The sequence below is a fragment of the Paenibacillus sp. FSL R5-0486 genome (assembly GCF_037975155.1).
GTDB classification, from domain to species: Bacteria; Bacillota; Bacilli; order Paenibacillales; family Paenibacillaceae; genus Paenibacillus; species Paenibacillus amylolyticus.
In genome coordinates, this window is sequence record NZ_CP150237.1 from 1,141,871 (window position 1) to 1,155,619 (window position 13,749).

Annotated in this window: 8 protein-coding genes; 7 read left to right on the forward strand and 1 reads right to left on the reverse strand. The window is 49.1% G+C overall.

Annotated features, from left to right (window positions below):
* Positions 1-5: 5 nt before the first annotated feature.
* From MKY01_RS05075 to MKY01_RS05100, 6 genes are read left to right on the forward strand one after another with little or no spacing between them, the layout of a single operon-like run.
* Positions 6-1,421, forward strand: a complete 1,416-nt coding sequence (locus MKY01_RS05075) for an MFS transporter (RefSeq protein ID WP_339285671.1) — start codon at positions 6-8, stop codon at positions 1,419-1,421.
* A complete protein-coding gene (locus tag MKY01_RS05080; protein ID WP_339287086.1) occupies positions 1,399-3,186 on the forward strand; it encodes an IucA/IucC family protein in 1,788 nt (595 codons plus the stop codon). Before MKY01_RS05075 ends, MKY01_RS05080 begins: the two co-directional genes overlap by 23 nt.
* Positions 3,161-5,140: an IucA/IucC family protein gene (locus MKY01_RS05085; protein WP_339285673.1), complete on the forward strand. Its 1,980-nt coding sequence runs from the start codon at positions 3,161-3,163 to the stop codon at positions 5,138-5,140. Before MKY01_RS05080 ends, MKY01_RS05085 begins: the two co-directional genes overlap by 26 nt.
* Positions 5,137-5,913: an aldolase/citrate lyase family protein gene (locus tag MKY01_RS05090; protein WP_339285674.1), complete on the forward strand. Its 777-nt coding sequence runs from the start codon at positions 5,137-5,139 to the stop codon at positions 5,911-5,913. Before MKY01_RS05085 ends, MKY01_RS05090 begins: the two co-directional genes overlap by 4 nt.
* Positions 5,910-7,337 (forward strand): type III PLP-dependent enzyme, encoded by a 1,428-nt coding sequence (locus MKY01_RS05095; RefSeq protein ID WP_339285675.1) that lies wholly within the window; start codon positions 5,910-5,912, stop codon positions 7,335-7,337. Before MKY01_RS05090 ends, MKY01_RS05095 begins: the two co-directional genes overlap by 4 nt.
* The gene (locus MKY01_RS05100) at positions 7,297-9,144 is read left to right on the forward strand and encodes an IucA/IucC family protein (protein ID WP_339285677.1); all 1,848 of its coding nucleotides are present in this window, start codon (positions 7,297-7,299) and stop codon (positions 9,142-9,144) included. Before MKY01_RS05095 ends, MKY01_RS05100 begins: the two co-directional genes overlap by 41 nt.
* Before the next feature lie 212 nt (positions 9,145-9,356).
* Here the strand turns inward: MKY01_RS05100 and MKY01_RS05105 are convergent, their stop codons facing one another.
* Positions 9,357-9,761 carry a hypothetical protein gene (locus tag MKY01_RS05105; RefSeq protein WP_339285679.1) on the reverse strand — a complete coding sequence of 135 codons (405 nt, stop codon included), beginning with the start codon at positions 9,759-9,761 and terminating at the stop codon, positions 9,357-9,359.
* 458 nt (positions 9,762-10,219) lie between these two features.
* Here MKY01_RS05105 and MKY01_RS05110 point away from each other — a divergent pair, with 458 nt between their 5' ends.
* A complete protein-coding gene (locus tag MKY01_RS05110) occupies positions 10,220-13,693 on the forward strand; it encodes a glycoside hydrolase family 2 TIM barrel-domain containing protein (RefSeq protein WP_339285681.1) in 3,474 nt (1,157 codons plus the stop codon).
* The last annotated feature ends 56 nt before the right edge of the window (positions 13,694-13,749 follow it).

Sequence of the window (13,749 nt, forward strand, 5' to 3'; positions counted from 1 at the left end):
CCCTGATGAAGAGGCATGCAGTATTACTCGCGATTCTGATCGGTGCTTTTTCGCTGGTACTGACCAACAGTGCATTTAACCTGCTGCTGCCTTATTTTGTGCAATATTATCAGATCTCTACGACAGCAGGCGGATGGATCATTGCCTTGTACATGCTGGCTATGACGTTAACAATGCCGCTGGCTTCCCTGATTGTGGACCGACTGGGGCGTAAGCAGACGTATATGTTGGGCATCAGCATCTATGGACTGTTCTCGGTGGCAGGTGCGTTGTTTTATCACTCTATTGAGGTACTGTTGCTGGTTCGTTTCATGCATGGCGTTGCCGCGGGGCTGATGATTCCGTTATCACTTGTGCTGCTTTTTGATGTCTACGGACCGGAGGTAAGGGGACGAATTACAGGAGCGTGGGGCTTGCTTCTTATGCTCGCTCCGGCTGCCGGTCCAACATTGGGGGGCTTCATCATTCAGTATGGACGGCTTGAAATGTTGTTCTGGCTCAATGTGCCACTGGCTATATTCTCGTTGATCGGGTGCGGTCGAGTCATTCAGACCTATATCCCTGCCCGTAGGAAAAAATGGCATCCATCCAGTGTCATGCTGCTGATCTGTGCGGTAGGTGCTCTTAGTCTGGGAGTACAGTTGTACGCAAGTCCTGTCGTGGCAGTATGGGTACCTTGGCTACTGATTGCGCTCGGTGTGGTGTTGCTCATTCGTTTTGTCCAGACCGAGAACGGTCGGAAGGAACCACTTATCCGGTACCAGTTACTGCGACGTAATGCCGTCTTTCCGCTGACCGTATTGATCTCGACGATTCAAGATTGTGTCATGTTTGGCGTAATCTTTGCATTGCCACTATTGTTCCAGGATGTCTTCCACCTGTCGCCTGCCTTATCTGGTGCGTTATTCATTCCCTTGTCGATCTGTACAAGTCTGTTCATGTGGATTGGCGGTAGCTTGCTGGATCGCGGTCGGTCCATGCATTTTATCGCATGGGGGACGTTGCTGGTTTCGATATCGATCTTATCGTTTGCGGTTCTGCCCATGGGAGCGTCAATATGGATCATCGGGATGCTCATGGCGTGTCGGGGAATTGGCGTTGGTTTGTCAGGCATGAGTATCTCTGCAATTGGTCTGCAAGCATTACCGGACGAAGATATGCACGAAGGGTCGGTGTTATCAACCACGATTGAGCGTCTTGCTTCTTCGTTTGCGGTGATGGGCTTGACCTTGTATTACGATATGCGTTGGCAATGGCTTGCCGGGGCAGGAACGTCCATGGAGATGGCAAAATGGGGAGCGCTCAAAGAGATCTGTATCGGACTTGGCTGCGCCATACTGCTTACACTTCCCTTGGTCTTACTTATAACCCGAAAGAAGGTTGGCATCATTGTTCGAGATGGAAAACAAGCTCCGGTCTGAGGCTGAGCAGCAGGCCCACGAACATTCGTGCAAGCTGCTGTTGAACTGTTACATCCGTGAGCTTGCGCTAGAGAAGGAAAGCGATATTCGGATCAATCCAAATACGCTGTCGTACACTGTTGCTTTTCAAGCCAGTAGGGTGAAGGTGACAGGACGCTTGTCTTATTACTCTGTCATAGGGGAGCATGAATACCTCAGCATGGAATCTGGCGGGGAAGCGGTGCATTATGGCGACCTGGTTCGTTGGATCACATCTGAGCTAAGCGGAAATGGGGAACAGGGAGCGAGTTCGGATCAACATGGAATGAAGAAAAGTGTGATGGAAATGAAGCGTTCACTTGAGGTGGATATTGCACATCCAAAGGGCGAGAATACGAATCGTGTAGATGCGACGTATGCCAAAGATTTTGCACAAAAGGTAGATAACAGTGTCGGTAACCTTACGTTGTATATCGAACAAGCAGCCGGTCTCGACATCCATGACTATCGCACATCTGAACAGTCACTGTTGTATGGTCATCCGTTCCATCCGTTTCCGAAGAACTCCAAAGGCTTCAGCGAGGATGATGTGCAGAAGTACAGTCCGGAGTTACGGACATCATTTCAACTCTGTTATATCGCCGTGAGGCAGGATGTCTACGTGCAGGAATGGGTCGATGACGAGGCGGCAATGGATTTGCAAGACCTCCTGTGGAGCCATGTGGAGCCTATTTTAAAAGAAAAGAGTGAAATGTATGGGCTGCTGCCTGTCCATCCATGGCAATATGCATACATATCACGATTGTCCGAGGTGCAGCACTACATTCGAGATGAAAAATTAATCCTACTCGGTAGTGCGGGGCCAACCGTCTACCCAACTTCTTCAGTCCGTACGGTTTATGTTCCCGAATGGAACTGCAATATCAAGCTGTCACTGAATATGCAGATCACGAACATGATTCGCACCAACAGTGCTGAGCAGATGCACAGAACACTGGATGCCTCCAAGTACGTCAGGCAGCATGACTGCTTCGGTGCTGAACCGAACACACATATTGCGTATGAGACGGGTGTAGCGACTTGTGCTTTTGAAGATGAAGAGTTAACCAGTCTGTTTACGATAGCTTATCGGCCCATTGAGTTTGATGTTGAGAATACGTATGTCTTATCCAGTCTGGTTGAAGCACCACTTCCCGGGATGCGTTCTAGGTTGATGACGATGCTGGGTGGTGGACGTGACATTGCCGAGCGTTGGCTGGAACGATATCTGGCATGTTCGCTGCTGCCGATTGTACGGGCGGCGGGAGAGAAAGGTATTCATTTTGAAGCCCATTTGCAGAATACACTTGTCACATTGGAGGATGGGTTGCCTGTGGCTTTTATCGTCCGCGACCTGGAAGGGGTCAGTGTGGATGAGGAACTTATCCGTGAGCAGGATCGTGCTGCGTCCGATTTATTATTTTATTCGCGAGAGAAAGCCTGGGCGCGGACATCGTACTATTTTATCGTCAATCATCTGGGGTCTTTGATTCATGCGATGGCGCGAGATGTGAACGTCCCGGAGGAGCATTTCTGGAAACAGGTACGTGAGGTCCTTGTGGAGGAACTGGAACGAACGGGCAATGCATATGTGCAATATCTGCTGACAACGGATGCATTTCTGGCCAAACAAAATTTGGTGAGTTGTCTAAGGGGGATCAGCCAGACCCCGGCCTACGTGCCGGTGAGCAATGTAATGAAACGAATGGGGAGTGAAGTGCGTGGGAGTCGTGGGATACAGGGCTGAAGCAGGCGGCAGGACAGAAGCAGTATACGTGGGTGTACAGGAACGGATCATGCGGCAGACGTTGGAGGCGATGTGGTTCGAAGGCATTCTAGACAGTCATGTAATTGGGAGCGAATGGAGAACCAGCGGGCTTACATCTTCCGGCGATTCTGTAGCGTACACGTGTGAAGCGGAGCGGAAGTTTTCGTTCGGTCGGGTGAAGGTGAAGAAGGGTTCGATTCAAAGAGAAGGCGTACTCTGCACCGATCTGGATCTGTTTTTGGAGGAAATTGTGCTGAACGCTTTGAAGGGTGCAAATGTCACGGCTTTTATCCAGGAACTACTCGAAACGATGGCAAAGGACAGTCAGTGCCAAGCTATATTGCCCTTGAACATTCCGAATGAAGATCGGCATTATGATGCGCTCGAAAGTCACATGACCGACGGTCATCTGTACCACCCGAGTTATAAGTCGAGGCTGGGATTTTCTTTGAAAGACAATCTGGCTTATGGCCCTGAATTTAACACGGAGGTTGCATTAGTCTGGGTTGCTGTGAAAAAAGAATTTGCTCAGACCGCTGTATCCGCGGGTTATAGCTCGGAAGAACTGGTGGGACAACATCTGACTGCAGTGGACGTACAGCGATTTCAACAGATCCTGCAACAACAAGGTTTTACGGACACGGGTGAGAACGTCAACGCATATGCGGCGAGTGCAGATCAGCTTGAGAGCAGTGCCGAGGTTGGTGAAATAACAGCTGTTCAAGATAGCTTAATAGGCTCTAGCGTTGGCAGCAAAGACAGCAAGGTAGATGGGGAAATAGGTTCTAAGGCGGGTGATCGATATGTATTCATTCCGGTTCATCCATGGCAGTGGGAGCACCAGTTGGAATCGGTATATGCCCGTCAGTTGATGGATGGAGACATCGTGTATCTTGGTCCATCGTCTTCGCCATATCGTGCGCAGCAGTCGATCCGTTCGCTGTCGAATCGGGTGAATCCGGAAGCCCCTTACATCAAGCTGGCCCTTAGCATCACCAACACGTCGAGCACACGTATTCTGGCACAGCATACGACCCAGAACGCACCGCTGATCAGCGATTGGCTGGATGAACTTGTTCGTGAAGATGAGCTGTTGCAACAGGCGCAGTTTGGCATTTTAAAAGAAATCATGGGATTGTCGTTCCGTTATGAGCAGTTGCCTGCAACCCAGTATGGACGGGCCTACGGTACACTCGGTGCCATCTGGCGGGAGAATGTATCGGTTCACCTGAAGCAAGGTGAGACGGCGTGGCCGCTGAATGCATTGATGTTGGTGCAGCCGGAGGGTGTTCCATTTATCCAGGATGCTGTAGAACGACATGGGGTGGAAAAGTGGAGCGAGGCCCTTGTTCGCACAGTTACACTGCCAATTATACATCTGCTCTATGCACACGGGATTGCGCTGGAATCTCATGCCCAGAATATCATTTTGGTCCTGGAAGACGATCTGCCGAAACGAATCATTATCAAGGATCTGCATGATGGTGTTCGTTATGTACCGGATCAACTGTTGCACCCGGAACGGGCACCGAAGCTGAACCCAGAACCAGAGACCCACCGCAAGTTCAATCGGTATTCCTTCATCTATGCCGGAGATGTGTCGGAAGTCCGTGACTATACGTATGATGCATTCTTTTTTATCTGCATGACAGATATTGCGCTGGCTTTGGAGAAGTTTGGGTTGTCGGAGGAAGCGTTCTGGCAGCTGTGCGCAGGTGTAATTGTGGATTATCAGAAGCAGCACCCGGAATACGCAGAACGGTTCGTTGCATTTGACCTTTTTGCCGAAGATGCACTGATCGAAGAGATGACCAAGCGCCGTCTGTATGGGGATGCAGAGTTATATTTCCGCAAGGCGAGTAATCCGCTCAAGATATCAAAGGATGCACTTGAATCAAAGAGGACACCCGAATTAAAGGGAATCGTCGAATGAGGATTAACACGCTGAAGGAAAAAATTGCACGCAAACAGCCAGTATATGGCCTTTTTGTATCCATACCACATCCGGTCATCATTGAGATGATCGGACATGCGGAATATGATTTTGTCATTATTGATCTGGAACATGCCGCAACATCGATGGAATCGGTAGAAGATTTGGTTCGTGCGGCGGAACTGGTGGGCCTAACCCCGTTGGTTCGAATTTCGAAGGTGGAGCGAGTGGAGATTCTGAAAGTGCTGGACTGTGGCGCACAAGGTATCGTCATTCCACATGTCGAGCAACTGGAGCAGGTGGAGGAAGCGGTTCGTCACGCCTACTATCATCCGGTTGGCATGCGGAGCTTGAATAGTGGTCGTCCCGGTGTATTTGGGAAATATCCGCTCACAGGATACATTGAAGAAGCGAACGAACAGGTGATGGTTGTCCCCATGATTGAAAGTGCAGAGGGCGTGCGGCAAAGTGCACAGATTCTGTCTCACCCTCAGGTGAGCTTTGTATTGGAAGGGGCAGCGGATCTGTCGCAATCCCTCGGTGTGCCATGGCAGACCGAGCACCCAGATGTGAGACGTGCGCTGGATGAATTGCATGCTACCGCTCGGCAGTGCGAAGTACCTTATGCAACGGTCACTAGAGGTGTGGATGATATGTCGCTCTGGGCTGAGCGGGGAGTACATATATACGTGCTTGGTGATGATCGGAATACGGCGTTTCGGGCGTATGCCCAAAAACGGAATGACTACAGGAATGCGGGTGGGCAGATATGAAACCTGGTGTATGGCATGCGATAGATGAACTGCAACGCGGAATGGAAGATCCGGTATGTGCGTATGTATACGATCTGGCTGGCATTCAGGAACAGGTACATCAGATGTTGGACAGCATGCCTGGGAACACACAGTTGTTCTACGCCATTAAGGCGAATCCTGATCCGCGGATCATTGAGGCGCTGCTTCCATTGGTGAAGGGCTTTGAAGTGGCTTCGATTGGAGAGCTACTCAAGGTTAGAGCGGTAAGTCGCGAGGTTCCAATTCTGTTTGGAGGTCCGGGGAAAAAGGAGAGCGAACTACGTCTGGCGATCGAGCAGGGCGTGAGCTACATCCATGTGGAGAGTCTGTTGGAACTTCGGCGCATCATTGCGATTGCGAAAGAGCGAGCGAAGGATCAAGAACATGAGCAAGAGCACGTGCAGGGGAGCAGGCAGAAGCAAGAATGGGAGCAGAAACCGGAGCAGAGATATACGCAAGCATACGGCGAGGAACTGATGCAAGAGCAAAAGCAAAAACAGGATCAAGAACACGAGCCGAAACACAAGCAACAACAGAAGCAAGCGCAGGAAGTGCGAATACTGCTCCGAATCAACCTGCGGAGCAGTACGTTACCTCGGACGAAGATTGTCATGGGCGGTGGGCCGAGTCCTTTTGGAATCGATGAAGAGGCGGTGGAAGAAGCCATTGAACTCATTCGTGTGGAAGGCGCGGGTGTGGTTCGGTTAAGCGGGTTCCATTTTCACTCCTTGTCCAACAATATGGATGCAAGGCTACACGCCGAGATGATCGAGTTGTATTTGCAAAAGGTGGAACAGTGGCAGCAGCAGTATGATCTTCCTGTGGAAGTAGTGAATGCAGGAGGTGGATTCGGTGTCACGTATGATGGCAGTCCCGGATTCGACTGGCCCTTGTTCACTTCCCTGCTGGAGCAAAGTGAAGCCAGAGAGCGCCTTGCTTCAAGCGGAGGTCAGCTGTATTTTGAATCGGGTCGACTACTGGTGGCAGACCATGGGTACTACGCAGCAGAAGTTACGGATATCAAAACCTCTCATGATCAGTATTTTGCCGTGTTAAGAGGAGGTACGCACCACAATCGTCTGCCTGCTTCATGGGGACATAACCATCCGTTTCAGATTATGGCGACGGATCGCTGGAAACACTCGTTTGCCCGTCCACAGGTAAGAGATCGTCGAGTCCATATCGTAGGTGAGCTATGCACACCCAAGGATCGCATGCATTCTGATGCGGAGGTAGCACTGCTGCGCGTGGGAGATATTGTTTTGTTTGAAAAGTCTGGGGCTTATTGCTGGACCATCTCGCATCATGATTTTCTGGGGCATCCGCACCCGGCATTCCATTATCTAACGGAGGACAATAATCATGTCAACACTGATGAAACGTTCCAGTCTGCAATCCGCTGAACGCCGGATTATGGCGGATCTGATGAATTCATTTTTGTGGGAGCAATTAATCCCACTGGAGGATCACCCATTCATTGATTTTGCCGAAGCACCTGCACCGTTCCGTCGATTGTACAAGGGATATGACAGCGAAGAGCATAATCAGAATGGGGCTTCTCATGTCAGATTGCATACGCAAGGTGTACTGTGTCTGGTTGAAGCAGGAGTAAGACAGGGGACTCAGTGGATTCAGGGTTCACCGATCTACGAGGAGAAAACTGATGGAAGCTGGGTTCTCCTTGATACTCCGACAGAAGTTGGACGTGCGGTGTTACAGAGGGCTTTGTCGGATAAGGCCTATGCGCAACCTGGGGTGGCGGAATTCCTGGTTAGTCTGGACATTGCTGTGGAGCAGTATGCTTTGGGCTGGGAACAAGTCCAGTATCTGTCCGCTAACGTCCCGGCTTCTGCTTATGAATGGTTTATCAAGGGGGAGCGCGTTGCGGCATTGCGGGATCGTCCATTTCACCCATCGTCCAAAGCCAAGGTGGGATTCAATGCAGAAGATGTAACACGGTATGCAGCAGAATTCGGGAAGGCGATTTCGCTGCGCTGGGTGGCTATACGGCTGGATGCCGTGCAGCAAGGGTGTGAAGATGGATTGTCCATTTTGGATGTGTTAGACGATGTTCAGCGCGGAGTGGTGGAAGCCGAGTTTGCCAAAAAAGGGATCACGTTGGACGAATATCTGCCGATGCCTGTTCACCCGTGGCAATTGGAACATGTGATTCTGCCTCGCTTCACTGGAGAGATTGAAGAGGGCAGCATTATCGTATTGGATGTAGAAGTGGGCGATGTACAGGCCACATCCTCTCTGCGCTCGATGGCTCCGTCAACCGAGTCCACTCGGATGCTCAAGCTTCCGGTTAGTGTGCTGTCGCTGGGGGCAGCTCGCTATCTTCCGGTAGTCAAACTTCTGAATGGTCTTGCTGGAGAACGGATGTTAAGGCAGGCCGTTGCTTGTGACGAGACGTTGAAGAACAAGGTGTATATGTGCGAAGAGCAAAACTGGTGGGGCTTTATGCCAGAATCCATGGGACTGTTCGATGATCATCCACGCCATCTGGCTGCACAGATTCGTGTGTATCCCGCTGAGTTGCTGGGTGAAGCCTACAAAGTCATTCCAATGGCCGCACTGGGTGTGAATCTGGAAGGGCATCATCTGTTGACGGAGATCCTGTGTGATAACTTGAACGGCGCGGATGTCCTCGACTTTTATACCAGCATAGCTACAACGTTTTATGACGTCGTGATGCGTCTGTTCAAGGTGGGCGTTGTACCTGAGATCCATGGTCAGAACTGCTGTCTGGTGTTGAAGGATAACGAGGTAAAAGGTCTCTTGTTCCGCGATCATGATTCCGTGCGTTTGCATCAGCCTTATCTGGACAAACATGGCATTGAAGACCCTGCCTATCATATTCGTCCAGGCTACTCGAACAGCCTGTATAACGAGACGATCCAGAAGCTGATCTTCTATGTGCAGTCTTTGGGGACGCAGGTGAATCTGGCTGCGATCATGGAGGCACTTAGCGAGGTGTATCACATCCCGCAAACGAAGTTATGGGAGATCACGGAGCAGGCTTGGAAGGAAGCGCTGCAACAAGTGCAGCTTCCCGAATCCGACCGGGCCGCGCTCGCTCATGCGATATTCGAGAGCAAGGAGTGGCCCGTGAAGTTAGTTGTCCGTCCGCTGCTTGAAGCAGACGGAGTGCCTGGCGCGATGCCATCGGGCAAAGGCATAGGGTGGAACCCTTTTTACAAGGGATAGAATGCAGAAGGTGGCCCGCTTGATGGGTTGCCTTTTTGGATTTTATGGTAATGAAGGTTCGAATCGCGGGGGTAAATAAATGTTCATAATTATTGAAGGTGAATCTGATGAAATCCAAGTACAGAAATCGGACTGATGTTATAAATGAATAAGTGAACAAGTGTTACTGGCTCACCTTCTTATGATGGCAATGTGTTTTTTACTTATATTTACTAATTAGTTGTTTTCGGTTGATTAAAATTACCTATTTGTTGATTTAACAGACTTACTATTTCCTTTGAATTATTACTCATTCCGTCGTCATTCTGATTCTTATTGGAGTTGGAGAGGAACCGCGAATAGTTTTCTGTACTTGTTGCTTCTCCTTCAGCATGTTTTGTTTCACTCAATAGAACCTTTGAGCCGTCTGAATTAACAAGATACTGTCTAGTATAAGCACCTTCCCTTGCTGTAACCAGCTGACCTTTTTTTTCTACTGATTTGTCCTTCTTTTCTTCGTCTTCTTTCTTTTCGACTGTTTGTACGAGAAGCGTTGATTTAAACAACTCTTTGTTGTTTGTTAGATTGTTGCGTTGGTTAATGTGATAAATGCTAGGACTAGAATTGTTAATACGCATGACTTCACATCCTCTTCGAATGGAATTTTTTTGAAAAAATTGAAACGTGTCATTTTATATCGGCATCTTTTGTTTAGAAATGAATACAAATTGCGATTTGGACAAAAAAAGGGACGCTCGCAGCTTTTCCTTTAACGATTTTAATGAATTTGATATCGTCATTCCCTGAGATACCTTATAAGTATCTTCGCGGTTCACCATTCTGGGCTTATATTGTCAACTTGACGGGTTGCCTTTTTGGCTTGTTGTCATCGAAAGTTACAATGCTTGGAGGGAATAAAACGTTCATCATTATGGCTAAAAATCTTATGAAAAGGAGTTACAGGAAAGAGACTGATGGTATAATCGGGTTATGTGTTATAGTCATACTTGTGTATTACCGAAAAGGTTTTCGGAAAAAGAGACATCTACTGTTGTAACCGCAATCATAATTTACTTCAAGAAAGTGAGAATCTACCATGAATCAGAAGAGGCTTTTTAATGATGGATGGCAATTTGCGAAAAGTAAGCTGGATGTTACGGAACCTGCGGGTCTGGTGTATGAACCTGTGGAGCTTCCCCATGATTGGCTGATATATAATACGCTTGAACTGTATGAGGACAGCATTGGATGGTACCGCAAGACGTTCCATTACACGAAGGATGAGCAGCAACTTCTGCTTTGTTTTGATGGCGTATACATGGATTCTTCGGTGTATGTGAACGGGCAGCTGGTTGGGGAGTGGAAGTATGGCTATTCTGCTTTTGAACATGAGATCACGAATGCACTGGTGGAAGGCGACAATGAGATTGTGGTCAAAGTAGTACATCAGAGCCCGAACAGCAGATGGTATTCCGGGGCCGGAATCTATCGCCATGTGTGGCTGAAGACGAGAGACCGCAACCATATTGTTACGGATGGGATCTATGTATCTATTAATCAGCATCCGAATGGCTGGCAGGTGGAAGTAGATACGGAACTGAACCTGGAACAGAATCAGAACGCAGAGTTGGTGCATACGATCCGGAATGAAGGTCAGGTGGTGGCATCGACGAAGACGAATGTTACGGCTTCGCTGGGTGAGAATGCGGTCGCATTGGCAGATAGCCAACAGATCATTGTGGAGAGTCCAAACCTGTGGAGCCCGGATGCACCGCATCTGTATGAACTGGTGACTGAGTTGCGATTGATCTCGGAAGATCGGACAATTGAATCGGTATCACAGCGCATTGGATTCCGGGATATCAAACTTGATGCCAATGAAGGGTTCCACCTGAACGGGGTCAAGATGAAGCTGAACGGCGTGTGTGAACATCACGATCTTGGGGCGCTGGGAGCTGCGTTTAACCTGACGGCATTGCGTAGAAGATTTGTTTTGCTCAAAGAAATGGGCGTTAACGCCATCCGTACCGCGCATAATATGCCTGCCAAAGAGTTCATGGAACTTGCAGATGAGATGGGTATGCTGGTTGTGTCTGAAGCCTTTGATATGTGGGAACGTGCCAAAACGCCATACGATTATGCGAGGTTTTTCCCGGAATGGGTTCATACGGATGTGAAGAGTTGGGTGAAGCGTGACCGTAACCATGCCAGTCTGATCATGTGGAGTATCGGGAACGAAATTTACGATACCCATGCGGATGAGCGTGGACAGGAAGTCACTCGCATGCTGATGGATTATGTGCTGGAATTTGATCCGAAAGGTAATGCTGGCGTGACGATTGGTTCGAACTACATGCCTTGGGAAAATGCACAAAAATGTGCGGACATCGTGAAGCTGGCAGGTTACAACTACGCGGAAAAATATTACGACAAACATCATGAAGAGCATCCGGACTGGATCATCTATGGTAGTGAGACGTCTTCGGTGGTGCAGAGTCGTGGCATCTATCACTTCCCGTTCGAACAGCCGATTCTGGCAGATGATGACGAGCAGTGCTCGGCTTTGGGTAACAGTACGACCAGCTGGGGCGCGAAGTCGGCAGAATACTGCATCTTGGCAGAACGGGATACACCATATTCGCTGGGTCAGTTCCTGTGGACCGGATTCGATTATATCGGAGAACCGACACCGTATCATACGAAGAATTCGTATTTTGGACAGTTGGATACGGCAACGTTCCCGAAAGACTCTTATTATATCTACCAAGCGGCTTGGACGGATTATAAGAAAAGTCCGATGGTTCACCTGTTCCCTTATTGGGATTTCAGCCCGGGTCAGATTATTGATGTACGCGTGTGCAGCAACGCGCCGAAGATTGAGCTGCAACTCAACGGTAAAACCATTGGTACGTACGATATCGATCATGCCAACGGAACACAGCTGTCTGGCTGGTGGAAAGTGCCGTACGAAGAGGGCGAGCTGAAAGCGATCGCTTACGATGAGAACGGCCAGATCATTGCAACCGATGTGCAAAGATCCTATACGGATGCGAAGAAGATTCGTCTGCAAGCGGATCGGGAGCAGCTACAAGCGAATGGCACAGACCTTATTTTTGTAGAAATTGATGTGGAAGATGAAGCGGGTAATCCGGTTCACAATGCGAACAACCGCGTGCAAGTTCAGGTGACTGGTGCAGGACGACTGCTGGGTCTGGATAATGGGGACAGCACCGACTATGATCCCTACAAAGGGTTGAGCAGAAGACTATTCAGCGGCAAGCTGATGGCGATCATCGGAGCGACAAATGAAGCTGGAACGGTACGGATTGAAGTTTCTTCCGAAGGGTTGGAAGGAGCTACGGCTGAATTTGAATCTCTACTTGTGGCGGCTGAACTTAATGATGAGAAACAAGTACAATCTGTCTTCATGAACAATGAAGAACGTCCAGTGCTTACGGGGAATGCTCAGGAAATTCCTTTGCGGAAAATCGAGATCATCAGTACTGCAGGACAGTTGCTCGATCCGTCCAACCCAGAGCTTACTGTAACCGCCAAGCTGTATCCAGAGAACACCTCCTACCGCGACATAGAGTGGGCTGTTGTGAACGATGCAGGAATTGAATCCAACATTGCCAAAGTGGAAGCTGTTCAAGCAGAAACCGGCGATAACGGTGGGCATCAACATGCGGTGAAGGTATCGGCTATAGGTGACGGGGAGTTCCGGCTTCGCGCAACCAGTACCAACGGTACGGATAAAACGAAACTCATCTCCCAGCTGGAGTTCAAGGCGGACGGTCTCGGTACAGCCTACAAAGATCCATACGGCTTCATCACGGGTGGACTGTACGATTACACCAAAGGTGAGGTTGGTAACGGCAATGAGCGCGGGGTAGCGACAAGTCGGGATGGAGAGACGCATGTAGGCTTCCGTAATATTGACTTTGGACCGTACGGCTCCGATACCATAACGATTCCTATCTTTACGCTATCCACTGAGGATTACTTCATTCAGATCTGGGAAGGTATGCCGGATGAAGAGGGAAGCACGATGATCGCAGATGTGGTGTATGACAAAGAGTCCATTTGGAATGTGTACCAGGAAGAGACCTACCAATTGTCCAAGCGCCTTAGCGGGATCACGTCGATCTGTTTTGTGCTGAAGCAGAAGATTCATATTAAAGGTTTCTCTTTCGAACGTCAGAGTCGGGCCTTTGAACAGAATGCGGCTGCATCCTGTGATCATCTCTACGGAGATACGTTCAAAATCGAAGCTGACCGTGTTGAAGGTATCGGAAACAATGTGTCACTGGAGTTTGAAAATATGGACTTTACGGCAGAAGGCACTTCGAAGCTCGTGATCTATGGTCATTCACCGATTGATAAAAATACGATTCATATTCGCTTTGCAGGTGCGGACGGACAGAGCAACCAGTTGGTTGAGTTCACGCAGTCAGGTAGATATGAGGAGCGGGTGTTTGAGCTTGAGCAAGTGACAGGTGTGCAGAAAGTAAGCTTTATCTTCCTGCCCGGCAGTCAGTTTGACTTCGGCTGGTTCAGATTCGAGAAATAAATGTGATCGAAATATAAAACCCCTTCAAGCAGGCAGCGGTTCATGGAAACGTGGAT

What these genes read in the sequence shown, in the direction of transcription:
- MKY01_RS05075 (WP_339285671.1), top strand. Translation starts at nt 6, where the DNA reads ATGAAGAGGCATGCAGTATTACTCGCGATTCTGATCGGTGCTTTTTCG.
- MKY01_RS05080 (WP_339287086.1), top strand. Translation starts at nt 1,399, where the DNA reads ATGGAAAACAAGCTCCGGTCTGAGGCTGAGCAGCAGGCCCACGAACAT.
- MKY01_RS05090 (WP_339285674.1), top strand. Translation starts at nt 5,137, where the DNA reads ATGAGGATTAACACGCTGAAGGAAAAAATTGCACGCAAACAGCCAGTA.
- MKY01_RS05095 (WP_339285675.1), top strand. Translation starts at nt 5,910, where the DNA reads ATGAAACCTGGTGTATGGCATGCGATAGATGAACTGCAACGCGGAATG.
- MKY01_RS05100 (WP_339285677.1), top strand. Translation starts at nt 7,297, where the DNA reads ATGTCAACACTGATGAAACGTTCCAGTCTGCAATCCGCTGAACGCCGG.
- MKY01_RS05105 (WP_339285679.1), bottom strand. Translation starts at nt 9,761, where the DNA reads ATGCGTATTAACAATTCTAGTCCTAGCATTTATCACATTAACCAACGC.
- MKY01_RS05110 (WP_339285681.1), top strand. Translation starts at nt 10,220, where the DNA reads ATGAATCAGAAGAGGCTTTTTAATGATGGATGGCAATTTGCGAAAAGT.